Genomic DNA, 24,640 nt, shown 5'->3' with positions numbered 1-24,640 from the left:
TCGGACGACGCCGTCGATTGGCCCGACGCCGCCGGCCTCGCCACGCCGTCCGCCCCCCCGAGCCGCCGACCGAAGACACCGTCGCCGAGGCCGACGCCCGGCGCGTGTGGCGGGCCGCGGCCCGGCTTCAGGCCGAGGCCGCCCGCCGGCTCGACGCCCGCTCCGAGACGCTCGCCCGAACGCACGCGCCGAATGAGCCCGACCGGGCCGCGTTCACGCGAGCGGAGGTGATCGAGATCGCCGAGGCCGCCGGGATCGACTCCGGCTTCTTGGAGCTGGCCTGGCGCGAGGTCGCCGCGGAGGGGCTGGCCACGACCCCGGTCTCGGACGCGCGGCACGCCCGGGCCTCGGCGTTCCTCGGCACCGACGTCGAGCGGCTGAGCGTCACGCGGACCTTCCGGGCCGCGCCCGACGCGGTCCTCGCCGCCATGGAGCGCGTCTTCCCCGCCGACCCCTACCGCCTGACGCTGGCCGAGGTCGTCGGCGAGAGCGACGCCCTCACCGACTCCGTCCTCATCTTCGACGTCCCGCAGGTCGGGGCGATGGCCGCGCAGACCGGCGGCTACACGCCGTTCTCGTATGCCATGACGATCGCCGACCTCACGCGGGCCGTCGTCACGCTCCACCCGCTCGGCGACGGGCGCACCGAGGCGACGGTGACCGTCGACCTCCGCCACGGCAAGGCCCGCAACTTCACCGTCGGCGGCTGGCTCACGGGGCTGGTCGCGGCCCTCGGCGGGGCCTTCGGGCTCGCTCTCGGAATCGCCCTCGGCGACGGCGGCCTCATCGCGGCGACGGGCGCCGGGCTCGGGTCGACCGGGACGGGCGCGCTGACCTACGCCGGCTACCGGGCCGCCTACGCGTCGGGGCTCCGGAAGGGGGAGGCCGCGCTGTCCGACCTGCTCCGGGCCGTCGACGTCTCGATCCGGTCGGGCGGGGCCTTCGCCCCGCCGTCGGCCCGTCCGCGCTCGGGCACCGCCGACGACGAGGCGCTCTCGGGACTGCTCGGCGGGCTCTGAGGCTCCTCCCGCCTCGGCGCCGAGGCGGGGACACCCGGCGGAGTCACAGGACGTCCGCCCGAACGACCCACTCCAGGAAACCGAACAGCACCAGGCCGACCGCCAGCGCCGCGGTCAGCTCCGGGGCCAGCACGTACGTCCCCCACAGCGCGCCCGCCACGACGGCGACGAGGGCGACGACCACCCCCAGGCGGAGGCGCCGAGCGGCTGGGCTCGGCGGCGTGGGGTCGTCCGTGTTCGCCGCATGCTCCTCGGCGGAGACCCGGAGGGGCGCGAGCGGCGCCTCCGATGCACGGAAGATGGCCCCATAGAGCCCCTTGGCATGATCGGCCTTCCGGCGCGCGCCCCAGCGTCCCGCGGCGGACAGCGCCCAAGCAGGCGTGCCGATCCAGACCGACTCGACAAACTGGAAGAACGCCCCGAGCGGCGAGGTCTGGAGCGTCGGCCCCCCCGTTCCCAGCAGCGGGTGTCGAGGCTCGAGGAGGACCTCCTCTCCCACGTGATCGAACCCGAGGAGCGTGGGGGGGACGGCCGGCACAGCGTCGCCGGGGTTGACGACCCGCCAGGTGACCGCGCGGAGGGAGATCGCTTCGGGCCCCGTGGTCAGCGCAGCGTAGGCGGCCGCGAACGCCGGACGTCCGACCCGCGGGGCGCCGATCGTGATCACGGCCTCGACCCACCGGCCGGCCCGCGCGAGTGAGGCCGCGGACAGCGTCGCGAGGGCCCCGCCCAACGAGTGGCCCGCGAGCACGACGGCCTCCGGCTCGACCCGGTCGAACCAGTCGGCGAGGTCGTGGCGGAGACCGCTCCACGCCGTTCCAAAGCCGGGATGGCACCCCGTGAGCGCCGGATCGGGCTTGACCCACGGCGCCTCGGGCACGGACCCGCGCAACGTCACGTTGACGATCCAGTCGTCGAGGTCGTCGGACCCGCGGAAGGCGACCCAGGCCCGGCGACCGATTCGGCACGCGACGGCGAACTGGCTCCCCGACCGGACCGTGAGGACGTCGGTGGCCCCGGCCGCCTCGAGCGCCGCGCGGAGCGGGCCGGGTTTCCAATACGCGGCGAGGGCGAGGTCGACCGCGAGCGGCCCGAGCGTCTGGTACCGCTCGGCGTGCGGAACGGCGCCGGGCGGGAGGAGCCCCGCTGCGTCTCGAGCGGGCTCGGGCGGCGGCTCGGGAGGTGCCGGCGTGGTATGGATGATCATGGGACCGGGGCGCAGCGCCGAACGATACCGCGTAGCCCCCGACCGCCCGGCACGTATGGGACACTCGCCGGGCCGCCCGCGTACGCCCACCCTCCTTCCCCGCGCCGCGCCATGCGCCTCCGCCACCTCGGCTACGCCTGCATCAACACGACGCTGGGCACGAAGTCCCGGACCGTCCGCCTCGCCAACCTCCGCACCGAGGCGGTCATCCCCGTCATCACGCAGAACCTGGAGGACGTCCGCGACGCGCTCCGGTGGAACGCTGAGCACGACCTCCGCTTCTTCCGGATCTCGTCGGACCTGATCCCCTTCGGCCCGCTCCCGGCGTTCCCGTTCGACTGGGCCGAGGCGTTCGACTGGCTGTTCCGCGACATCCGCCGGCTCGTCAAGGCCGAGGGGATCCGCCTCACGAGCCACCCCGGGCAGTACACCGTCCTCAACAGCCCGCGCGAGGAGGTCGTCCAGAACTCAGTCGACGAGCTCGACTTCCAGGCGCAGGTCCTCAAGCTCATGGGCGGCGACACCATGACGCTCCACGTCGGCGGGGCCTACGGCGACAAGGAGGCGGCGATGGACCGGTTCGCGCACAACCTGGACCGGCTGGGCGACGAGGCCCGCGGGCGGCTCGCGATCGAGAACGACGACACGACGTACACGCTCGAGGAAACCGTCGGGCTGGCGGAGCGGACGGGCCTTCCCGTCATCGTTGACCTGTTCCACCACAAGCTCAACCCGTCCGGTGACACGTGGGACGCCGGCCTCGGGGAGCTCCTGGAGCGGGCCGTCGCGACGTGGGTCGGGCGGGCGCCCAAGCTCCACCTGTCGTCCCACAAGCCCGGCACCCGCACCGGCCACGCCGACTACCTCCACATGGACGACGTCGACGAGTTGGTGGAGGTGATGGCCGGCGTCGGCGAGCCCGACGCGCCGTACGACCTGATGCTGGAGGCCAAGCAGAAGGAGGTCGCGCTCCTCGAGGTCCGGCGCTACCTCGAGACCGGCGAGGGGCCCGACCGCGCGATCCCGATGGAGACGCCCGAGGCGGCCGAGGCTACCGCGTGAGCACGACGGGGACCGAGACGGCCGGGCCGCCACGCGACACGCGGACGAGGTAGACCCCACTCGGGAGCCCTCCGGCCCGGAACGGCACAGCCACCTCGGGGTCCGTGACCGCCCCCTCGAAGAGGGTCCGCACGCGGCGCCCCAGCGCGTCGAGCACGTCGACGCGGACCGCCGCCGACGCCGGCATCCGCAGCCGGACCGTGGTCTGCGAGGCGAACGGGTTCGGGCCCACCCAGACGTCGAAGTCGGTTGGCCTCGGCGTACTCGGGAGGGCCTGCGGGCACGCGGACAGGTCGGGCACGGCGAGGTCGGTGAGCGACAGGTCGTGGGAGGCGCCCGGCCACGTCTGATCGCGGAAGGCGAGGGCCTGGTCGCGGAGCCACGCCGCCCGCTCCGGGTAGACGTCGAGGCTGTCGGCCGCCTCGAACGGGTCGAGGTCGATCCGGTAGAGCGCCTCGCGCGGCGCGCGGCGCGACGGCTCGCGGACGAACTTCCACCGGGCCGTCTGGGCCGAGAGCCAGTACAGCGTGTCGGCGTCGACGCGGCGGTACGAGAACAGGACGCGGTCGAGGAGCGCGTCGGTCGGCGGCGCGCCTGCCAGCTGCGCCGACTGGTCGGCGCCGTCGAGCGGCGGGCCGGCCGGGCGCTCCACCTCGACCAGGCTCAGGAGCGTCGGGAGCACGTCGGCGATCCAGACCGGGTGCTCGACGCGGCCCGCTCCCAGCGGGGCGTACCACACCACCGACGGGACGCGGATGCCCCCCTCAAGCGTGAGGCCCTTCCGGCCGCGGAGCGGGCCGTTGCTCGCGCCCTGGCGGTCGTGACCGCCGTTGTCGGAGAGGACCCACACGAGCGTCGGTCGGCCGGTCCGCCGGATGGCGTCCATGACCTCGCCGATGGCCCAGTCGAGGCGGGCCGTCATGGCGGCGAACGTCCGGCGCGGCTCGCCGAGGTGGGCGTAGTCGGCGAGGTCCTCGGGGCGCGCTTCGAAGGGGCCGTGCGACGCCGTGAATGGGAGGTACAGGAAGACCGGGCCGTCGCGAGGGCGCGACAGGACCTCGACGGCCTCGACGGCGAGGAGGTCGGTCGTGTACCCCTCGACCTGTTCGACCTCGTGGTTCCGCCACCAGTCCGTGCCCCAGTACGTGCTCCGGTCGAAGTAGTGCGCCCCGCTACCCAGAACGCCGACGTACGAGTCGAACCCGTGGCGCGTCGGGTGCTGGTGGCACTCGTCGCCGAGATGCCACTTCCCCACCGCCGCCGTCTCGTATCCGGCCGCCCCGAGCGCCTCAGCGAGGGTGACCTCCGACAGCGGAATCCCGATCGTGTCGGCCGGACTCACCGGGTCGTTGATCCCCATGCGGAGCCCGTAGCGGCCCGTCAGGAGCGCGGCCCGCGACGGCGAGCACTGCGAGGCGGCGTAGAACCGGTCGAGCACGACGCCCTCGGCCGCCAGCCGATCCCAGTTGGGCGTTCGGATGTCGGACCCGTTGTACCCCACGTCACCGAACCCGACGTCGTCGGCCACGATGATCACGACGTCCGGCAGGACGCCGCTCAACGGCTGGGCACGGGCCGCCACCGCGGCCACCAGGCAGAGCAGGACGGTCCGAACGGTCGACACGCAAACGAAGTGGACTCGCCTCCCTAGATACCCATCAAGACGGGGGGCGACTCCCTACGCCCCTACCGCGCCACCACGACCCGCGCCGACATCGAGGCGCCCGAGGCCGTCACGCGGACGATGTACACGCCGCTCGGGAGGCCGCCCGGCCGGAGCGGAACCGCTCGCCGCCCGCCGGCCTCGACCGTCCCTGTGAAGAGGGTCCGCACGCGGCGGCCCAGCAGGTCGAACAGGTCCACCCGGACCTCTCGGTACCGGTCCGTTTCGATGCGGACCGCGCTGTCGTCGCGGAGCGGGTTCGGCCCGACGCGGAGCGAGAGCCCGCCAGGGGGCGGCCCGGGGGGCGTCGTGAGGATCCCGGAGCACTCGGCGAGGTCCGGCGGCCGGTCGATCGTAAGCGTCTCGTCGTGGGCCGCACCCGGGAGCGTCAGCTCGGTGAAGGCGATGGCGGCTTGGCGCATCGCGGCCACCTGGCCTCGATACGACCGACTGCTATCGGCCTGCTCGTACGGGTCGAGGTCGATGCGGAACAGATCGACCGCGGTCCGGTCGGGCGTCCGGTGCTCGGCGTACTTCCAGAGAGCGCTCTGGGCGGCGAGCCAGTAGCCATCGGTGCCCGTCCGGCGGTATGAGAAGAGCGTCCGTTCGAGCACGGAGGCATCGGGCGGGGCGCCCGCGAGAAACGCGCCCTGGTCGGTCCCATCGAGCGGGTTCACGGGGGTGGGCGGCTGGGGGAGGAGCCCGAGGACGGTCGGGAGGACGTCGAGGTACCACACGGGGTGCGAGACCTCGCCCGCGCCCCACTCGGGGTACCACACCACGGAGGGCACGCGGATGGCGCCCTCCCAATGCTGGCCCTTGCCGCCACGGAGCCCCCCGTTGCTCCCGCCGAAGTCTTCGACGGCCCCGTTGTCGGACAGGAACCACACGAGCGTCGGGCGGCCCGAGGCGCGGACGGACGCCATGACGCGCCCGACCGCACGGTCGAGCGCCGTGGTCATGGCGGCGAACGTCCGATGCGGTTCGGCGACGCCGGGGTAGAGCACGAGGTCCTCCTCAAGCGCGTGGAGCGGCGTGTGGGGCGCCGTGAACGGGAGGTACAGGAAAAGAGGCCCGTCGCGCGGCCTCGACAGGACCTCGACGGCCTCGGCCGCGATGAGGTCCGTCGTGTACCCCCCCGTGTCGACCGGCGCCGCGTCGCGCCACCAGTCGAGCCCGACGACGTTGCGCCGGTCGAAGTAGCTCGCGCCGCCGCTGAGGAGGCCGACGAACGAGTCGAACCCCTGCTGGAGCGGGTGGAAGGGGCAGTCGTCGCCGAGGTGCCACTTGCCGACCATGGCCGTCTCGTAGCCCGCGTCGTCGAGGTACTCGGCGAGCGTGACCTCCGCCGGTGGGAGCCCGAGCGTGTCGGAGTGGGAGACGGGCTCGTTGATCCCCATGCGGACGCCGTAGCGGCCCGTGAGGAGGCCGGCGCGCGACGGCGAGCACAGCGGCGACACGTAGAACCGGTCGAGCACGAGCCCCTCGGCCGCGAGCTGGTCGAGGTGCGGGGTCTGGATGTCGGACCCGTTGTACCCGACGTCGCCGAAGCCGAGGTCGTCGGCCACGATCAGGACCACGTCGGGTTGGGCCACACCGGGCGCGGCGACGAGAACCAGAAGGGCGGCGAGGACGGCGGTGCGCATGGGCCGCCCAAGCTAGACCCGCCCGCGCAATTCGGCGAGGCACGCGCCAGGGGATGACGGACTACTATTCGAATCGTAGATTCGACTCCCATGCGCTGCTCTCTCCTCCTCGCCGCCCTCGCGCTCGCCGCCTGCGCCGGCGTCGCCCGCCTCTCCCGCGCCGACCTCGTCGGGACCACGTGGCGCGAGGTCTGCCCCGCCCCCGAGATCGCCACGGCCTACGTCCGTCTCCGCCCCGACGGGCTCATGGCGTGGAGCTACGAGCACCCCGACTCGGTCCGCGTCGATTCGGTCCACTCGTGGGCCGTCGAGGACGGCGCGCTCCTCTTGAGGTGGAACCTCGGCAGCGCCACCTCGCGCTACCCGGCCGGCCCCACCCCGCGCCGCCTCGAGGCCGACACCTCGACGTTCTGCCTCGGCGAGCGCCCGTGGCTCGACCGCGTCCGCTAGCGAGGTCGTCCACCTCGGGGAGTGTCCCGAGGCGGGACGGGCTCACGGAACCGTAACCCTGCACCGTGTGGCTTCGTTCGGCGCCTGCGCGGCGAGGCCGTCGCATTTCGCTGGTTTCCCACGGGCTGCGGCCGCACGGTCGGCCAGCTTGCCGAGGCCGGCCCCCTTCCCCGTCGTCCCCCCGACCGGATGCCCCTTCCGACGCTTTCCCGGCTCCTGCTGCTGGCCCTCGCCCTCGCGGCCGGCGCCAGCGCCCAACCGGCCACGCTCAACGGCTACGTCCGCGACGCGGCCTCCGGCGAGACGCTCATCCAGGCCACCGTCCGTGTCGACGGCACGACGCGCGGGGCGGCCACCAACGTCCAGGGGTTCTACACGCTCGGTGGGCTCGACGCGGGTGAGGTCACGGTCGTCGCCAGCTACGTCGGCTACGAGACGGCCCGCCAGACCGTGACGCTGGCGCCCGGCGCGACGCGACGGCTCGACCTCGATCTCCCGCCCGAGGGGCTCACGTCCGACGAGGTCGTGGTCGAGGCCGAGGAGCCGATCGAGGAAGAGCGCGCGCCGGGCACGCAGAACGTGTCGATCGACCTCGTCGAGGCCCTCCCGACCGTCTTCGAGGCGGACCTCTTCCGCTCGATCCAGCTCCTCCCGGGCGTCAAGGCCTCGTCCGACTTCTCGTCGGCCCTCTACATCCGTGGCGGCTCGCCGGACCAGACGCTCATCCTGCTCGACGGGACGACGGTCTACAACCCGACCCACTTTTTCGGCTTCTTCTCGACGTTCAACACGGAGGCCATCAAGGACGTCCGCCTCTACAAGGGGGCCTACCCGAGCACGTACGGCGGCCGCCTCGGGAGCGTCGTCGACATCTACAACCGCGACGGCAACCGGAACGAGACGCACGGATCGCTGACGGCCGGCCTCCTGGCGAGCCGCGTGGGCATCGAGGGCCCCCTCCCGGGCGTGAACGGGTCGTACTCGCTGAACGCCCGCCGGAGCACGCTCGAGCCGCTCCTCGCCGTCCTCCGCGAGAACCTCGACCAGGACGGCATCCCGGAGAGCTTCTACTTCTACGACCTCAACGGCAAGGTCGGCGTGGACCTGGGGCCGAACGACCGGATCTCGCTGGCGGCCTACGCCGGCCGCGACCAGGTCGTGGTGCCCTTCGGCGACGACGCGCGGTTCGATCTCGACTACGGCAACCGGACGGCCTCGCTGGCCTACAACCGGGTCTTGTCGGGGACGGCCTTCGCGCAGGCCCGCCTCACGGCCAGCCGCTACTTCAGTTACCCGGTCGGGTCGTTCGCCGAGACCGAGTTCGAGCGGCCCAACACGCTCACCGACTACTCGGGCCGGCTCGACGTGGAGTGGCTGCCCAACCAGACGTTCGAGGCGCGGACCGGCGTCTGGGGCGGCGTGTTGAATCTCGGCCTCCAGAGCTCGTTCAACGAGAGCGTCCAGACCGACTACTCGAACCCGTCGCGCTACGCCTCGGGCTACGTGCAGGGCAAGCTCCGGCCGGGGAGTGGGTGGATCGTGACCGGCGGCCTCCGGGCCGAGTACTTCCGGAGCGTGACCGACGACCTCACGGACGCCGTTGACCCGGAGCCCTCGGCCTACCTCCGCGTGTCGCCCCAGCTCCAGGTCGAGCGGACGTTCGGCGAGAACGTCGTGGTCCAGGCCGCGGCCGGGCGCTACCACCAGTTCCTCTCGCTCATCTCGAACGAGTCGTTCTCGGGCTTCGACACGTGGGTCACGACGGGCGTCGGCGTGCCGCCGCAGGCGAGCGAGCAGGTCGTGCTCGGCGTCAAGACGAACCTGGGCGAGGCGTACCGGCTCGACGTCGAGGTCTACGGCCGGACGCTCCGCGACCTGTTCGACATCGACCCGAACAACCAGGACGTGGCCGGGCTGAGCTACCGCGAGCTGTTCCGGTTCGGCGAGGGCTACGCCTACGGCGCGGAGTTCCTCCTGGAAAAAGGGCTGGGCCGGCTGACGGGCCTCACGTCGTACACCATCGGCGCGACGCGGCGGCGCTACCCGGACCTCCAGCAGTTCCGGGAAACCTTCCCGCCGAAGTACGACCGGCTCCACGACCTGACGGTCGTCCTCCAGTACGACCTCGGGCGCGGCTGGGAGGCCACGGCCGCCGGCTCGTACGCGACCGGCCAGGCCTACACCGTCCCGAGCGGGCGCTACGAGATCCCCGGCTTCCCGTTCGGCGACGGCACGCTCAACGGGCTGTTCGTCAACGGGCTCAACACGTCGCGCCTGCCGCCCTACCACCGCGTCGACATCGGCGCGACGAAGCGGGGCCGCTGGTCGTTCGCCGACTACGAGCTCCAGCTCCAGCTCGTCAACGTCTACAACCGCCGGAACCTGTGGTTCTTCGTGTACGACTTCGACGAGAACCCGGTCGAGGTCACGGAGGTCCGCCAGCTCCCGGTGCTCCCCAACGTGTCCCTCTCGCTCGCCTTCTAGGACGATGGCGACGACCTCCCTCCCCCGTCATCTTGAGCGCAGCGAACCGGAAGGTCGGCGCAGCCGAGGATCTCGCGTCGTCCGCCTCGGCGTGCCGATGGGCGTTCCGGCCGAGTCCGGCGAGTCCCCTCCTCGCTCCGCCCCTCAGGATGACACCTCCTTGCCGTTCGGCTCTCGCCTGATGCGCGCGCTCCTCCCCCTGCTCCTCCTCGCGCTGGTCGTGCTCGTCGGCGGCTGCGACGGGACCACCGACGACGACCTCGACCCGCAGCTCGTGGTCTCAGCCTCCCTCGGCGTCGGCGAGGCGCTCCCACCGGTGGCGCTCTCCGAGGTCGCCCCGCTCCTCGACGTGTTCGACCCGGCCGACATGGCGGTCTCGGGCGCGACCGTGACCGTCACGCTCCTCGCGGCCGACGGCTCCGACGAGGCCGTCTACCCCTACGCCGAGGCCGAGGCGGGCACCTACGTCCCGCTCGACGGCACGGTGACGGTCCTCCCGCAGCGGACGTACCGGCTCGACGTGCAGGCCCGCGACCGGCTCACGGCCACGACCACGACGCCGCCGGCCGTGGAGCTCGTGCAGGGCCCGCCCGGCGAGGTGGTCTACGGCGCCGGTCAGGGACCCGAGGTCGTCATCACGCGGTCGACGACGGCCGAGCGGCGGGCGGCGTTCATCGCCTCGACACGCGCCCTCGCGCCGGCCGCCTTCGAGCCGGTCGGCGTCGACGGCGACACGCTGTACCGGAGCGTGCCCGACCCCGAGACGTTCCTCCCGGTGCCGATCGTCCGCCGCTTCCTCGACTGCGAGGAGGAGGCCGGCGGGACGCTCCTCTGCGACGAGGACCCGAGCGACGACGACTTCACGACCGGGACCTCGCCCATCATCAACGAGGCCAGCTACATCGAGCGGGCCGACGGGACGCTCCTGGTGCAGGTCCCGTTTATCGGGTTCACGTTCTACGGGCCGTACGCCGTCCGACTGATCTCGGTGGACGCGGCGCTGGAGGCGTTCGTCGAGTCGCAGGCGGTCCAGGGCGGGGGCTCGACGCTGTCGCCGGGCGAGATCCCCAACCTCGTGACGAACGTGGAGGGCGGGCTCGGCGTGTTCGGCTCGTACGCGCTCGTGGAGGTCCGGACGACGCTCCGCGAGCCGTCGTTCTAGCCGAGTGCGCCCGCCTCGTCACCGAGGCGGAGGGGATCAGGCGACGGCCGTCCGCGCGAAGCGGAGCTTGTCGGGGTGCGTGGCCCGGATGAGCGCCCGCGCGAGCGCCCGCGTCGAGTTGACGAACGGGACCCCCTCGTGCCGGCGCTCGGGGACCGCCAGCGGGAGCTCCGTGCAACCGAGGATGACCGCGTCGGCGCCGCGCTCGACGAGGTGCTCGGTCGCCGCCAGGAGCACCTCCCGCGCGCGCGGGTCGGGCGGGGCGCTCTGGGCCTTGAGCCCCCACGGCCCGTAGATGCTCTCCTGGACCGCCTGCTGGACCTCCCGGCTCGGCACCACGGCCTGGTACCCGGCCGCCTCCAGGCCGACCTGGTGGAGCCGGTTCCGAATCGACGACGTGGTCGCGAGCACGCCGACGTGGGTGGCACCCGGGGCCACCTCCCCGACGTTTTCCACGATGGCGTCCACGATGTGGAGGAGACGGAGTTCGCGGCCGTCGGCCTCGAGGCCGTCGAGGAGCCGGTCGTAGATGGGCGCGGCGTGGGCCGTGTTGCACGGGATGCCGGCGACGGCGCAGCCCGCGTCGTCGAGCCGGCGGAGGACCTCCATCATCCCTGGGAGCGGGCTCGGCGCCGTCTCGTCCTCCAGCCACGTCGCGCGGTCGGGGATCCGGTTGGGGTAGGACATGAGCGCGACCGGCAGGTGCTCCTGGTCGGTGCGCGCGTCGGTCTCGTCGAACACGCAGCGGACGAGGTCGAGGCCGGCGTAGGGCCCCAGCCCGCCGAGGACGCCGATGGCGGTCCGCTCATCGGGCGAGGGCGCGCCGTTCAGGGTGGAGAGAGCGGGGTCGAGGCGGGTCGGCGGGACGTCGGGCACGGGCGTGAAAAGGGGGGCAAGAGCAGTCCGAGCACGAGGACAACGGGCGCGAACGGCGCCCGACGCGTTGACCGGCTCGGGGCGGGCCCTCTATACTCGGCACGCCGGCCCGGCTGGGCCCGCGCGCCTTCGGTACGCGCCCAGCCGCCGCCGGTGCCGATTGCCCGATGGTGTAATGGCAGCACACCACTCTTTGGAAGTGGTTGTGGAGGTTCGAATCCTCCTCGGGCAACGAACGGCCGCCTCGTGGGGAGGCGGCCGTTTCCGTTCGCGCGCGGCTCGTTCTCGTCCGCTAGCGGACGACGGTCAACCGCGCCACGGCCACCTCCGCCTCGGTGACGACCCGGACGAGGTAGAGGCCCGCTGGGAGCGCAGCCGCGTCGACCGTCACGGGGACCGCACCCGCCGCCCGCCAGCCGTCGAGCGGGACGGCCACCGTCCTGCCGAGCGCGTCGACGACCTCGACGCGGACGTCGGCCGCCACGCCGAGGTTGACGGACACGATGGCCACGCTACGCGCCGGGTTCGGCCGCACGGCGACTGCCAGCGCCGTGCCGGGGCCGCCCTCGCCGGCCGTCACCACCCCGCGCTCGACCACGACCCGCGACGCCGGGCCCGCCGCCGCGTCCTCGCCGTCGTCGGCGACGGCCCGGTGCCAGAGCTCGACCGACTCGCCGGCTCCGAGATCCGGGAGCGCGTCGGCCAGCGCGCCGACCGTGAGGCGAACGCTCGGCCCCTGGGCGCTCACCGAAAGCACGACGGCGTCGAACACCGCCGTCTCGGCCAGCTCCCACCGGTACGCGAACTGGTCGCCCTCGGCGTCCGTCGACGCCGTCCACGCGACCGCGACCGGCGTGTCCGGGTCGCCCTCCACCACGAGCACGGCCCCGTCGGCCGGCGCCGTGATCTCGGGCGCGGTCGGGGCGTCGTTGACCGACCGGACGGTCACGCGGACCGAGGCCGTCGAGGTCGCCTCGCCGTCGGAGACCGAGTACTCGAACTGGTCAGTGCCGGAGAAGTCGAGGGCCGGCGTGTAGGTCACGGTCGTGCCGTCGGTGGTCGTCGTCCCGCCCTGGGGGCGCGTGACGACCGTGACGGTGAGCGCGTCGCCGTCGGGGTCCCCGTCGTTGGCGAGAACGGCGACGACGAGCGGCACGTCCTCGTCCGTCTCGACCACGTCGGCCACGAGCGCCGGCGCCCCGTTCCCGGGCGGCTCACCGGGACCGCCCGTCCCCGGCGCGAAGATCCGCTGAGCGAGCGTTGGGTCGAAGGCAAACGGGTTGAGGCACTCGCCCACCCCGCACCCCGACTGGAACTGGGCCACCCGACGGGACCGGAACTGCTCGCCGTCGGAGGCCGGGTCGGCCTGGTGCCACGCGAGGAGGTCGTCGAGCTGGGTGTCGAACCACGCCCCGTCAACGGTCCCCGAGTAGATGGCGGCGACGTAGAACATGGCCCGGGCGACGTCGCCGCGGACGGCGGCCCGGGGCTCGAACCGCCCGCCCGACGACTGGCTCCACGCGTCCGGATCCGACGGCCGGGCCGTCGTCCGCTCACCGCCGCGGTACCAGCTCGATGCGGCGCCGTCGTCGATCGTCCCGAACGGGTCGTTCCCGCGGGCCGAGTTCACGGCACCCCGCGTCGGGAAGAGGTGGTGGAGGTCGCGCTCGGCGGCGTTCCCGTCGGTCCCGCGCGAGCGGGGAAACACGTGCTCCTGGTTGATCCCGTTTGAGCCGTCGTTGTTGTAAACGTCCTGGGACGGGTCGGCGTTGGGGGCGCCGTCGAACGGGACGAAGTGGCCGGTGTACAGGCCGAAGACACCGTCCTGGCCGCCCTGACCGCCTCGGTCCACGGTGTCGTAGAGCCGGTCCTTCGAGTCGTTGAGGGAGAGAACCGAGGACGGGCGGTAGCCGTCGACGACGCACGCGAGCCCGGCGGACCCTTCGAGGCCGGGGCACACGCCCTGGGCGAGGGCCGGGAGGGACAGCGCGGCGACAGCCGCGACGACGAGAACGTGACGCAAGGGCGTGGTGGGAAGACCGGAACGGACGGGGGCCGTTCGAACCGGCGGGCGGAGAGCGTCGCGCTCGCCCCGGAACGCTCGGGCGGCGCAGCCCCCACGCTACGCCGGTCCGATGACGGGCGCGTCACATCCCCGCGAGGTTTGTCTGAATCGGCCGGCAGGGTCCCGTACTCTTCCTCGATCTCCATCCGCTCGCCTCCGAGGGCCGGCCTATTTTGAGGCGAGTGGTCCTCCGCCCCGGTCTGGCCGGGGCCTCTTCCTTCCCCGCGCCGCCGTGTCGACCCCTGCGCTCCCCGTCTCGATCTTCGCCGGCCGCTCGAATCCCGCCCTCGCGCGGAGCATCGCCGAGGCCTACGGCCAGGAGCTCGGCGCCGTCACGCTCAAGAACTTCTCCGACGGCGAGATCTACGTCCGCTACGAGGAGTCCATTCGCGGGACCGACCTGTTCATCATCCAGTCGACGCCGCCGCCGGCCGAGAACTGGATGGAGCTGTTCCTGATGGTCGACGCCGCGCGGCGGGCCTCGGCGGCGCGGATCACGGCCGTCATCCCGTACTTCGGCTACGCGCGGCAGGACCGGAAGGACCAGCCCCGCGTGAGCATCGCGGCGCGGATGATCGCGAAGATGCTCCAGGACGCCGGCGTGGACCGGGTCCTGACGATGGACCTCCACGCGGCCCAGATCCAGGGGTTCTTCGACATCCCGGTCGACCACCTCTACGGCTCGGCCGTGTTCGAGGAATGGCTCGAGGAGCACACGCTCGCCCTCGCGACCTCCAACGGCCAGTCGCCCAAGGACTTCCGCCGGAACCTCGTGGTCGTGGCCCCGGACGTCGGCGCCTCGAAGATCGCGCGGGCCTACGCCAAGCGGTTCCAGGCCGGCCTCGCGCTCATCGACAAGCGGCGGCCGGAGGCGAACGTGGCCGAGGTCATGAACATCATCGGCGACGTCGAGGGGAAGAACTGCCTCGTCATCGACGACCTCTGCGACACGGCCGGGACGCTCACGTCGGGCGCGAAGGCGCTCACGGACGCGGGCGCGCTCGACGTCCAGGCGTTCTGCACGCACCCGCTGCTCTCGGGCCCCGCCGTCGACCGGATCGAGGCCAGCCCGCTCAGCCGCGTCATCGTGACCGACTCGGTCCCGCTCCGCCGGGCGTCCGACAAGATCGAGGTCATCTCGGTCGCCCCCCTCTTCGCCGAGTCGATCCACCGGATCGGCTCCGACGAGTCGATCTCGACGCTGTTCGTGGATTAGGGTCCGAGGAGCGGATCCGACTGGCTGTGTCCGCCTCGGCGCCGAGGCAAAGGCGGTCGGCCTCGCCCCGACCCTGTCATCCTGAGCGAAGTGAAGGGCGAAGACCGAAGCGCGGTCGAAGGATCTCTGGCGAGCACGGCTTCGATGCGCGCTCTCGGCGTCGGCTCGAGGTGGAGTCGCACCAGAGATCCTTGGCTGCGCCGTCGCTTCGCGGTCGACTCCGGCCTGCGGCCTGCGCTCAGGACGACATGGCAGAGGGGCTCTGCTCTGACTCCTCCCGTCTCAGATTTCCCGGTGCCGAGGCGGGGAGAGGGCCGTCCGCGGCGGGTGGGCCGGCTCTTCGCGGATTCGTCGCGGTCTGAGGGGGCCGCCGGTCCGTAGGCTTCTGGTTCCGGGCCCGCGCCACACGCCGTCGACAGGAGACGGCCGCCCCACCGGGGTCCCCGATCGCTGGCAGCCCCGACCGAACCAGACCGAACCATGCAGTCCATCACGCTCGACGTCCAGCCGCGCGAGACCGGCAAGGCCGCCACGAAGGCCGTCCGCCGCGAGGGCCTCGTCCCGTGCGTCCTCTACGGCGTCCACACCGACCCCGTCCACTTCGCCGTCGAGACGCTGGCGCTCCGCCCGCTCATCTTCACGACCGAGACCTACCGCGTCGCGCTGTCCCTCGACGGCGACACCCACGACGCGATCCTCAAGCAGGTCGACTACCACCCGGTCACGGACCAGCCGCTCCACGCCGACTTCCTGGCGCTGACGGCCGGCGAGACGCTGACGATGACGATCCCGATCCGGCTCGAGGGCACCCCGCGCGGCGTCAAGGCCGGCGGCATCCTCTCGCAGCCGCTCTCGTCGCTCGAGATCCGCGCGCTCCCGAAGGACATCCCGGGCCACATCTCGATCGACGTCTCGACCCTCGAGGTCGGCGAGTCGCTCCACGTCGACGAGCTCGGCCTTGGCGGCTCGATCCAGCTCCTGACCGACCCCGCTCGGACGATCGCCACGGTCACCGCGCCGAAGGCCATCGCGGCCGACGAGGACGAGGAGGCGCTCGAGCCCGCCGAGGGCCTCGAAGGCGCCGTCCCGCTCGAGGGCGACGAGGAGGCCGCCGCGACCGCCGAGGAGGCGTAGCCCTCCCCGCCCGACGTGTAGTCCCCGCAGGGGCACGGCCCACCCGCCGTGCCCCTGCGTCGTTTCCGCCCTCCCCGCGCCCGCCATGTCCTGGCTGTCCCGCCTGTTCGGCACCGTGCCCCCGCCGCCGTCGCGGCCCGTGTCCCGGCTGATCGTCGGGCTCGGCAACCCCGGGCCCGACTACGTCGACACGCGGCACAACGCGGGGTTCATGGTGCTCGACCGGCTGGCCGACCGGCTCGGCGTGGGCTTCGAGACCGAGGCCGCGCGGGCGCTCTGCGGCGAGGCCGTCCTCCCGCCCGACCCGGACGCCGACCCCGCCCGCCTCGACGCCGAGGCGGACGGAGCCGACGGAAGCCCGACCGCCGTCGCGCTCGCCAAGCCGCTCGCGTTCATGAACCGGAGCGGGCCGCCCGTCGCCGCGCTCCTCGACCGCTACGGCCTGGGCCCCGACGCCCTGCTCGTCGTCTACGACGACCTCGCGATCCCGCTCGGAACGCTCCGCCTCCGCGGAAAAGGCTCCGCGGGCGGCCACAACGGGGTCCAGAGCGTGATCGAGGCCCTGGGCTCCACCGAGTTTCCCCGGTTGCGTGTAGGGGTCGGGAATAGTTTCCCGCCCGGCGGCCAGGTCGACTTCGTCCTGTCCCCGTTCGACGACGCGGAGCGCGAGGCGGCCGACGCCGGCCTCGACGAGGCGGCCGACGCCGCGCTGACCTTCGCCCGGGACGGGCTGACCGCCGCCATGAACCGGCACAACCGCCGCTAGCGCCTCCGACGCGAGGCCTCTCACCCACAGGACTTCCGACTCGCTCACCCGCACACCATGGAATCCACTCTCGCCCTGCTCGTCCCCATCGCCGGGGTCCTCGCGCTGGGATACGCCTTTTTGCGCACGCGCTGGGTCAACGCCCAGCCGGTCGGCACGGACCGGATGGCCGAGATCGCCAAAGACATCCAGGACGGCGCCGCCGCCTTCCTCCGCCGCGAATACCGCGTGCTCGCCGTCTTCGTCGTCGTCGTGGCCGCGCTCCTGCTGCTGGCCAACCTCGGCCGGTCCGACTCGAGCCCGATCATCGCCGTCTCGTTCGTCGTCGGCGCCGTGTGCTCGGCGCTCGCCGGCTTCTTCGGGATGCGCGTCGCGACGAAGGCCAACGTCCGGACGACGAACGCGGCGCGGACCTCGCTCGGCGACGCCCTCAACGTGGCGTTCTCCGGCGGCCTCGTCATGGGCCTCTCGGTCGTCGGCCTCGGCCTGCTCGGCCTCGGCGGCCTGTTCCTCGTCTACTCCGGCCTGTTCGACACCAACACGACCGCCGGGCTCGACGGGCTTGAGGTCACGCGCGCGCTCAATGTGCTGGCCGGGTTCTCGCTCGGCGCGAGCTCGATCGCGCTCTTCGCGCGCGTCGGCGGCGGCATCTACACGAAGGCGGCCGACGTCGGCGCCGACCTCGCCGGCAAGGTCTACGAGGGGATCCCCGAGGACGACCCGCGCAACCCGGCGACGATCGCCGACAACGTGGGCGACAACGTGGGCGACGTGGCCGGCATGGGCGCCGACCTGTTCGAGTCCTACGTCGGCGCCATCATCGGCGCGATGGTGCTCGGCGCCGCGTTCGCGGGCGCCTTCGCGGCGGCCGGCGTGGCCGCGCTCAACGCGATCATCCTCCCGCTCATCCTCGCGGCGGCCGGCATCGTGGTCTCCATCCTCGGGTCGTTCTTCGTCCGCGTGAAGGAGGGCGGCAACCCGCAGAAGGCGCTCAACATCGGCGAGTTCGGGGCGGCCGGCGTCATGGCCGTCCTCAGCTACTTCATCATCACGGCCCTCCTGCCGGACACGTGGACGCTCGACGGCGGCGACGTCTCCGGCTTCACGACCTACACCGACACGGGCGTCTTCTTCGCGGTCCTGATCGGGCTCGCGGCCGGGACGCTCATCGGCCTCATCACCGAGTACTACACGGCGACGCACACGGCGCCGGTGACGGGCATCGCCCGGGCCTCGGTGACCGGCGCGGCCACGAACATCATCTCTGGCCTCGGCGTCGGGATGTACTCGACGGGCCTGCCGACGATCGTCCTCGTGCTCGCCATCATCGGGGCGTTCTCGTTCGCGGGCCTCTACGGCATTGCGATCGCGGCCGTCGGCATGCTGTCGGTGACGGGGATCCAACTGGCCGTCGACGCTTACGGCCCGATCTCGGACAACGCCGGCGGCATCGCCGAGATGGCCGAGCTCCCGCCGGAGGTCCGCGAGCGGACCGACCTGCTCGACGCGGTCGGCAACACGACGGCGGCCATCGGCAAGGGCTTCGCGATCGGCTCGGCGGCGCTCACGGCGCTCGCGCTCTTCGCGGCGTTCATGCAGCAGGCCGACATCCTCCAGATCGACGTCTCGCAGCCGACGGTGCTCGGCGGCGTCCTCCTGGGCGGCATGCTCCCGTTCGTGTTCTCGGCCATGGCCATGAACGCTGTCGGCCGCGCCGCGGGCGACATGATCAAGGAGGTCGGCCGCCAGTTCAACGAGATCCCCGGCCTCCGCGAGGGCACGGCCAAGGCCGACCACGCGCGGTGCGTCGACATCTCGACCAAGGCGGCGCTCCGGGAGATGATCCTCCCGGGCGTGCTCGCCGTCGCCGTGCCCGTCGCCATCGGGTTCTACGACAAGAACATGCTCGGCGGCCTGCTCGTCGGCGTGACGGTCACGGGCGTGCTCATGGCCATCTTCCAGTCGAACGCCGGCGGCGCCTGGGACAACGCGAAGAAGCGGATCGAGGGCGGCGTCGAGTTCGACGGCGTGACCTACGGGAAGGGCTCGGACGTCCACAAGGCGGCCGTCGTCGGCGACACCGTGGGCGACCCGCTCAAGGACACGTCGGGCCCGTCGCTCAACATCCTCGTCAAGCTGATCTCGGTCGTCGCGCTCGTCATCGCCCCGCTCATCGCGGGCACGGGCGACCCGACCCTCGACGTCGAGGGCAACGAGACGCTCGAGCTCGAGGAGACCGACCTCGGCGCCGCGCAGCCCGAGGCCGACGCGGTCGAGCTCGTCCCGGCCGAGACGCCGGTCGTGGCCGAGCTCCCGGCCGCCGAGTAACTCGGCTCCCGCTGGCGCCCCGCCAGCCGCAGGTTTCAGCGCCCGGCTCCCGATGGGGGGCCGGGCGCTTCTCGTTGAATGCCCTCGCCTCGGCGCCGAGGCGGGCGGGGTCAGGCGCGCTCGGCCGCCTGGAGCGGGCGGATGACGCGCGCAATCACGGCGTCCTCGAGGGCGTCCTCCTCCACCCACTCGTCGTCGATCCACAGCCCGAGCGTCGAGCGGACGCCGGACTTCACGCCCTGCCGCTTTTGCCGGAGGATCTGGGCCTGGTCGTCCCCGCTCTCGATCGCGCGGCGGACGGCGTCGCCGTCGAGCCCGACGGCCTCGGCGTGCTCGGCGAGCTGGGCCGGGCGGAGCGCCAGCTGGTGCTCGTAGAGCCGGTCGTGGAACGCCCAGAAGCCGCCCTGGCGCGCGGCCTCCTCGGCCGCCACCCCGGCGGCGAGAGCGTTCGGGTGCGGCCGCAGCGGGAAGTGTCGGAACACGAACCGGACGCCGTCCGGGTGGTGCTGGCGGATGTCCTGCACGAGGTCGTGGACGTCCTTCGAGAAGGGGCACTCGAAGTCGCCGTACTGGACGAGCGTGACGAGCGCGTCGGCCGGGCCGCGGGCGTGGTCGGCGTCGGAGAGGGGCGGGGCGAGGGGCATCGGAGAGGGAGAGGGGATCGAGGCGGCGAGAGGTCGAGTAGGTTCGGGACGAGGGCCGCCCCCGCGCACCGTCTCACGCGTCACGCGACGCCGCCGGCGCCGCTGACCTCCTCCAAGAGCTCGACGATCTCGCGGACGGTCGTCTGGCCACGGTCGCGGGCGTACCACTTGCGGAGCTCGCGGTAACGGTCCTCCTTCTCCATCTCCTGGCCGTCGCCGTAGAACCACGCCTGGAGATCGGCCGGGCGGGGGCCCCACCACGCGCGCTCGACGCCCCCGCCGTCGAGGACGATCACGATCGGGATCGACCGGGCCGTGCCGTTCGTGAGGTGCTCGTCCATGAGCTCGAGGTTGTCGTCCCGGTCGAGCACGCGGAGGTCGAGGTTCGACGCCGCCGCGGCGAGCGCGGCGACGGGCGGGATCGTGCTCGTGGCATCGAGGCACCAGTCCTCCGAGAGGACGATCAGCTTCCACTCGCCGGGGACCGCCTCGGCGCGGGCCACGAGGTCCTCCGAGACGACGGCGCGAGCCGTGGCCGACGCCCAGAGGTCTTCGAGTTCGTCGGCGGCGTCGAGCCAGTCGATGTACGGCGCGGCCCGCTCCCAGTCGGCCTGACGGTGGGCGGTCTCAGAGGCGGGGTCGAAGTGCGAGGTCATGAGGTGGGGTCGGGGGGAGATCGCGGCGTGTGCCGGGTGCCCTGTACGCCCCACCCTGCGCGGCGCTCCGCCCCGCTGGCGACGATTCCGTGCAGCCGAGCCGCTAGAGTCCGGCCGCCTCGGCGGCCCGCCCGAGGCGGTCGGTGCCGATGTCGACGAACAGGCCGGTCGCCTCGCACGCCGTCGCGCCGCCGGGCCGGCGGAGCGTGGCCGTGACGGGCACCTTCTTCGGCGTCGCCTCGCCGAGCGCCAGCTCGACGGTGACGACCTCGCCGAGGCGGACCATCGACCGGAAGTCGACCTCGATCCGCCCGGCGACGCAGACGCGCCCGGTGGAGAGGGCGGCCATCCCCATCGCCTCGTCGAGGAGCGCCGCGAGGGCCCCGCCGTGGACGTGGCCCGGCGGCCCCTCGGCGCCCGGCCCGAAGACCGCCCGCGCCCACGTCCCGCCGTCCTCGTCCGAGAAGTAGCGGACGCGGAGCCGGTCGCCGTCGGCGTCGGACGAGACGAACGACCGCGTGCCGAGGGCCTCCCAGAAGGGCGTCAGCGGCGTCCAGCCGGGCTCGGGCGCGAGGTCCATTAGAGCTCGATCTCCTGGCCCTGCTCCGGGATGATCACGCGGACGTCCGGGTGGAAGAACTCGATGTTGTCCTTGAGCCAGTCCTTCGCCGCCGTCTCCCCGTGGACGAGGACGACCGTCCGCGGCTTGACGCGGTCGACGACCTCGATTAGGTCGCGGCGGTGGCTGTGGCCCGAGAACCGGAACCGCTCGACGCGGGCCTTGACCTCGACCGGGCCCTCGTCGGGGTCGAACGTCATCTTCTCGCCGGAGGCCGCCGCGATCTGGAGCCGGTCGCCCGGCGAGCCCTCCTTGGAGAACCCGACGAAGAAGATGCCGTGCCGCTCGTCGCCGACGATCTGCTGGGCGAGGTCGAACGACGGCGTCCGCTCGAAGAGCATCCCCGACGTGAGGACGAAGATGCCCGGCCGCGAGAGGGCCTCGGCCTTCTTCTTGTTCGTCCGCGGATAGCGCTCTTGATCGACGCCGTAGACCTCGAACTCGGGGTCGAGCCGCGGCGTCGACTCCCGCGTCTTGTCGTAGATCTCGGCCACGCCGCGCATCGAGCCGGCCGTGTACACCGGGACGTCCTCGTCGATGACGCCGCGCCGCTTGTAGCGGTCGATGAGCGCGAGCATGTCCTGGCTCCGCCCCAGCGCGAAGACCGGCAGGAGCACGACGCCGCCGCCTTCGAGCACGTCGGCCATGGCCTTGCCGAGGCGCTTCTCCTCCGCCTTCCGGCTGGTCGTCTCCGCCTCGGGGTCCGCGCCGAGCGTCGACTCGAGCAGGAGCACGTCGACGGGGCCATCGGGGTAGTCGGCCTCGGGCAGGATCGTCTGCGGCTGGAGGCTCGTGTCGGACGTGTAGAACACGCGCTTCCGGGTGCCGCCCTCGTAGCCCTCGATGAGCAGGCCGACCGCGCCGAGCACGTGGCTCGCGTGGTAGAACGTGCCCGCGAGCGGCCCCTCGGCCTTGAGCCCGGCGATGTCGAACGGCGCGTCGAGGAGGTGCGTCTCGTAGACGTAGCTCAGCGCCTCGGCCATCTCGACGTCGAAGACCGGCGCCGCGCTCGTCGAGCCCTCCCGCACGCGCCGCTTCTGGAGCCGCGCCGAGGACGGGAGCAGCATCTCGGCCAGCATGGCCGTCGGCCGCGACATGTGGATCTGCGCGTGCGGCACCTCGCGCGAGAGGACCGGCAGCGCGCCGAGGTGGTCGTGGTGGGCGTGCGTGACCACGACGTGGTCGACCGGCCGGTCGCGGAGAAGCTCGAACGGTGGGAGCGCCGCGTAGCCGTCCTGGTCCGGGTCCATGCCCGCATCAAGGACGAGCCCGGTGCCGCCGAACGTGAGGTGGTGGCACGACGCGGCGATGTCGTCGGTATCGCCGAGGGAGAGGTAGCGCATCGAACAGAAACAAGGAGTCCCCCGGAGGCTACCGAGCCCCCGGACGAGGTGTTCTGCGCTTTCGGTGAGTTCCGATCCGGCGCTCCGCCGGTCCCGCCCGCCTCGGCGCCGAGGCGGGCGGCGCCGAGGCGGGCTAGGCCTCGCGGTGGACCTGCCCGTTCGCCGGCTCCTCTGCCCCCTGGAGGGCCTCCCAGTCCGAGAGAAATTTGGCGAGGCCCGCGTCGGTCAGCGGGTGATCGATCAGCTTCTTGATCACGTCGAGCGGCATCGTCCCGACGTCGGCGCCGGCCATCGCGCTCTCGACCACGTGCATCGGGTGGCGGATGGAGGCCGCCAGAACCTCGGTCTCATACCCGTAGGTGTCGTAGATCTGGACGATCTGGCGGATCAGGTCCATCCCGTTCGATGAGATGTCGTCCAGCCGGCCGATGAACGGGCTGATGTAGGTCGCGCCGGCCTTCGCGGCCACGAGCGCCTGCGTCGACGAGAAGCACAGCGTGCAGTTCGTGTCGATGCCCTCCTCCGTGAACGTCTTGATGGCCTTGATGCCGTCGAGGATGAGCGGCACCTTGACCACGACGTTGTCGGCGATCTGGGCGACCTCGCGGCCCTCGTCGAGGATCCCCTGGTAGTCCGTCGCCGTGACCTCCGCCGAGACCGGGCCCGGGACGATCTCACAGATCTTGGCGATGTGGCCGTGGAAGTCCTTCACGCCCACCTTCTTCATGAGTGAGGGGTTCGTGGTGACGCCGTCGAGGACGCCCATGTCGTAGGCCTCCTGGATTTCGTCGAGGACGGCGGTGTCGATAAAGAACTTCATGGCGAGGGGGAATCGGGATCAGGTGTGGGGATGGTACGGCGATGGACTCGGCGGGGTCCGGGCGAATCGGTCCGCCAGACGCGTTGCCACAGAATCGTCATGTCGTCGATCCGGGTGGCCATGCCGAGCGAGCGCTGGCGAATGCGCGCGCCATCGTCGAGGACGTCCCAAGCAAATACGAACGGGGCCTCCGGGCGGAGCCCGGCGCGGCCGAAGCGGAGGTCGGCCACGGTCTCGGGGTCGTCGGGCGGGCCGTCGAGTGGCGTCAGCCAGCCGCGCGAGAACCAGACGAGCGTCGCCGCGCCCGGCCGCGGGGCCCCCTCGGCCGGGAACGTCGCCAGAGGGAGGGCGGGCTCGAAGGCGACCTCCTCGGGCGCGTCGGCGACGTGGAGCGAGAACGGGACCGCCTCGTCCCCCTTTTCGGCGACGCCCCGCCACAGGACGGACGTGAACGGCCCGGCCGCGACGAGCACCCGCTCCGGCTCGACGCCCCGCTCCGCCAGCGCCGCCCCGACCGTCGCCGTCGCCCGCATCTGCATCCCGACGCCGGCCACGAGCACGAGCGTGCTCACCACGAGCCCGGCGGCGGCCCACCCGCTCCGCCGTGTCGCGAGCGCGACGACCAGGCAGCCGAGCAGGGGGAGCGTGTAGAGCGGGTCGATGATGAACGCGCTCCCGATCGCGAACGGGACGTCTGAGAACGGCGCCAGCAGCTGCGTGCCGTAGACCGTAAACACGTCGAGGACGGGGTGGGTGAGGAGGCCCCAGAAGAACACGGCCGTCCACGCCCACCGCGCGTCCGGCTCCGCCCGCCTCGACGCCGAGGCAGACGGGCTCCGCGCGGCTCGCCACCGATACCACCGCCACACGGCCCACCCGAGAACGGGTGCGGCGACGAACGCGAACGGCAGCCCGTGCGTCACGCCGCGGTGGACCCGGAGCGCGCCGGCTTCGGTCAGGAACGGGTAGGCGAGCACGTCGAGGTCCGGGATCGTCCCGGCGACGGCGCCCCACAGCGCGGCCCGCCGCCCCAGCTGCTCCCCCGCCACCGCCTCGCCGACGGCGGCCCCGAGTACGGCCTGGGTGAGGGAGTCCACGGAGTTCGGGGTTCGGGGAAGAAGCTGCAGTTGGCGGACGGCGACCGCCAGTCAGACGCACGGGTTCCGTCGGCGAGCACCACCGCGCTCCCGTGCCCTCCCGAGCGGAGCCGGGCAACGGCGGCGTCGACCGCGAAGCGTCAGCGCAGCCAAGGATTCTGGCGAACACCTCGTTCGGACGCCCTCCCGCGCGGTGTGCTCGGCGGAGGTCCTTCGACTCGCTCCGCTCGCTCAGGATGACACCCGTTCGACGCCGTGTCCGCTCGCCCCTTTCCGCCTCGGCGCCGAGGCGGAGGGAGTCCGCCCCGGATCGGGTGCAGCCTGTGGGGGCAACCGGAACTTTTCAGAGGCCGCGCGCCCTATCCGTCCCCCGTCCCCCGTCC

20 protein-coding genes and 1 tRNA gene are annotated in these 24,640 nt (G+C 72.6%); 10 read left to right on the top strand and 11 right to left on the bottom strand.

Annotated elements, in window-relative coordinates:
• Positions 1-17: 17 nt before the first annotated feature.
• Positions 18-1,019, top strand: a complete 1,002-nt coding sequence (locus BSZ37_RS07540) for a hypothetical protein (RefSeq protein ID WP_095509963.1) — start codon at positions 18-20, stop codon at positions 1,017-1,019.
• 43 nt (positions 1,020-1,062) lie between these two features.
• Here BSZ37_RS07540 and BSZ37_RS21460 read toward each other — a convergent pair whose 3' ends face one another.
• Positions 1,063-2,226: a lipase family protein gene (locus tag BSZ37_RS21460; protein ID WP_143537586.1), complete on the bottom strand. Its 1,164-nt coding sequence runs from the start codon at positions 2,224-2,226 to the stop codon at positions 1,063-1,065.
• 111 nt (positions 2,227-2,337) lie between these two features.
• Here BSZ37_RS21460 and uvsE point away from each other — a divergent pair, with 111 nt between their 5' ends.
• Positions 2,338-3,288, top strand: a complete 951-nt coding sequence (uvsE, locus tag BSZ37_RS07530) for a UV DNA damage repair endonuclease UvsE (protein WP_179299516.1) — start codon at positions 2,338-2,340, stop codon at positions 3,286-3,288.
• On the opposite strand, the gene BSZ37_RS07525 is transcribed toward uvsE, so the two are convergent.
• Both BSZ37_RS07525 and BSZ37_RS07520 read right to left on the bottom strand, forming a co-directional pair.
• The gene (locus BSZ37_RS07525; RefSeq protein WP_095509961.1) at positions 3,278-4,912 is read right to left on the bottom strand and encodes a sulfatase-like hydrolase/transferase; all 1,635 of its coding nucleotides are present in this window, start codon (positions 4,910-4,912) and stop codon (positions 3,278-3,280) included. The two genes, uvsE and BSZ37_RS07525, sit on opposite strands and share 11 nt — an antisense overlap.
• A 62-nt stretch (positions 4,913-4,974) precedes the next feature.
• Positions 4,975-6,597: a sulfatase-like hydrolase/transferase gene (locus BSZ37_RS07520; protein WP_095509960.1), complete on the bottom strand. Its 1,623-nt coding sequence runs from the start codon at positions 6,595-6,597 to the stop codon at positions 4,975-4,977.
• Between the two features lie 90 nt (positions 6,598-6,687).
• On the opposite strand from BSZ37_RS07520, the gene BSZ37_RS07515 reads away from it, so the two are divergent.
• From BSZ37_RS07515 to BSZ37_RS07505, 3 genes are all read left to right on the top strand, one after another.
• On the top strand, positions 6,688-7,047 hold the full coding sequence (locus tag BSZ37_RS07515; RefSeq protein ID WP_095509959.1) for a hypothetical protein: 360 nt from the start codon (positions 6,688-6,690) through the stop codon (positions 7,045-7,047).
• Positions 7,048-7,236: 189 nt separating this feature from the next.
• Positions 7,237-9,531, top strand: a complete 2,295-nt coding sequence (locus BSZ37_RS07510) for a TonB-dependent receptor (protein WP_095509958.1) — start codon at positions 7,237-7,239, stop codon at positions 9,529-9,531.
• Positions 9,532-9,712: 181 nt separating this feature from the next.
• On the top strand, positions 9,713-10,693 hold the full coding sequence (locus BSZ37_RS07505; protein WP_179299515.1) for a DUF4249 family protein: 981 nt from the start codon (positions 9,713-9,715) through the stop codon (positions 10,691-10,693).
• Between the two features lie 36 nt (positions 10,694-10,729).
• On the opposite strand, the gene BSZ37_RS07500 is transcribed toward BSZ37_RS07505, so the two are convergent.
• Positions 10,730-11,569: an aspartate/glutamate racemase family protein gene (locus BSZ37_RS07500; RefSeq protein WP_095509956.1), complete on the bottom strand. Its 840-nt coding sequence runs from the start codon at positions 11,567-11,569 to the stop codon at positions 10,730-10,732.
• Between the two features lie 161 nt (positions 11,570-11,730).
• Between BSZ37_RS07500 and BSZ37_RS07495 the strand changes: the two genes are divergently transcribed.
• Positions 11,731-11,801 (top strand) — tRNA-Gln (locus BSZ37_RS07495).
• A gap of 60 nt (positions 11,802-11,861) precedes the next feature.
• On the opposite strand, the gene BSZ37_RS07490 is transcribed toward BSZ37_RS07495, so the two are convergent.
• A complete protein-coding gene (locus tag BSZ37_RS07490; protein ID WP_095509955.1) occupies positions 11,862-13,592 on the bottom strand; it encodes an endonuclease in 1,731 nt (576 codons plus the stop codon).
• Positions 13,593-13,866: 274 nt separating this feature from the next.
• Between BSZ37_RS07490 and BSZ37_RS07485 the strand changes: the two genes are divergently transcribed.
• From BSZ37_RS07485 to BSZ37_RS07470, 4 genes are all read left to right on the top strand, one after another.
• On the top strand, positions 13,867-14,850 hold the full coding sequence (locus BSZ37_RS07485; RefSeq protein WP_245838614.1) for a ribose-phosphate diphosphokinase: 984 nt from the start codon (positions 13,867-13,869) through the stop codon (positions 14,848-14,850).
• A gap of 480 nt (positions 14,851-15,330) precedes the next feature.
• Complete coding sequence (locus tag BSZ37_RS07480) at positions 15,331-15,984, top strand: 50S ribosomal protein L25 (RefSeq protein WP_095509953.1); 654 nt, start codon at positions 15,331-15,333, stop codon at positions 15,982-15,984.
• A gap of 85 nt (positions 15,985-16,069) precedes the next feature.
• Positions 16,070-16,750, top strand: coding sequence for an aminoacyl-tRNA hydrolase (pth, locus tag BSZ37_RS07475; RefSeq protein WP_095509952.1), 681 nt, complete (start codon positions 16,070-16,072; stop codon positions 16,748-16,750).
• Between the two features lie 57 nt (positions 16,751-16,807).
• Positions 16,808-19,078 (top strand): sodium-translocating pyrophosphatase, encoded by a 2,271-nt coding sequence (locus BSZ37_RS07470; protein ID WP_095509951.1) that lies wholly within the window; start codon positions 16,808-16,810, stop codon positions 19,076-19,078.
• 110 nt (positions 19,079-19,188) lie between these two features.
• Here the strand turns inward: BSZ37_RS07470 and BSZ37_RS07465 are convergent, their stop codons facing one another.
• From BSZ37_RS07465 to BSZ37_RS22365, 6 genes are all read right to left on the bottom strand, one after another.
• Entirely contained in the window at positions 19,189-19,722 is a 534-nt protein-coding gene (locus BSZ37_RS07465) for a DsbA family protein (RefSeq protein WP_095509950.1), read from the bottom strand.
• Positions 19,723-19,802: 80 nt separating this feature from the next.
• On the bottom strand, positions 19,803-20,378 hold the full coding sequence (locus tag BSZ37_RS07460; RefSeq protein ID WP_095509949.1) for a thioredoxin family protein: 576 nt from the start codon (positions 20,376-20,378) through the stop codon (positions 19,803-19,805).
• 103 nt (positions 20,379-20,481) lie between these two features.
• Positions 20,482-20,958, bottom strand: coding sequence for a PaaI family thioesterase (locus tag BSZ37_RS07455; protein ID WP_095509948.1), 477 nt, complete (start codon positions 20,956-20,958; stop codon positions 20,482-20,484).
• On the bottom strand, positions 20,958-22,340 hold the full coding sequence (locus BSZ37_RS07450; RefSeq protein ID WP_095509947.1) for an MBL fold metallo-hydrolase: 1,383 nt from the start codon (positions 22,338-22,340) through the stop codon (positions 20,958-20,960). Before BSZ37_RS07450 ends, BSZ37_RS07455 begins: the two co-directional genes overlap by 1 nt.
• Before the next feature lie 133 nt (positions 22,341-22,473).
• Positions 22,474-23,160, bottom strand: coding sequence for a fructose-6-phosphate aldolase (fsa, locus tag BSZ37_RS07445; protein WP_095509946.1), 687 nt, complete (start codon positions 23,158-23,160; stop codon positions 22,474-22,476).
• Positions 23,157-24,257 carry a metal-dependent hydrolase gene (locus BSZ37_RS22365; RefSeq protein WP_095509945.1) on the bottom strand — a complete coding sequence of 367 codons (1,101 nt, stop codon included), beginning with the start codon at positions 24,255-24,257 and terminating at the stop codon, positions 23,157-23,159. Before BSZ37_RS22365 ends, fsa begins: the two co-directional genes overlap by 4 nt.
• Between the last annotated feature and the right edge of the window lie 383 nt (positions 24,258-24,640).

Source organism: Rubrivirga marina, assembly GCF_002283365.1.
Taxonomy (GTDB): Bacteria; Bacteroidota; Rhodothermia; order Rhodothermales; family Rubricoccaceae; genus Rubrivirga; species Rubrivirga marina.
Note: the sequence above shows the minus strand (reverse complement) of the source record. Positions and strands in the feature narration are given on the sequence as shown.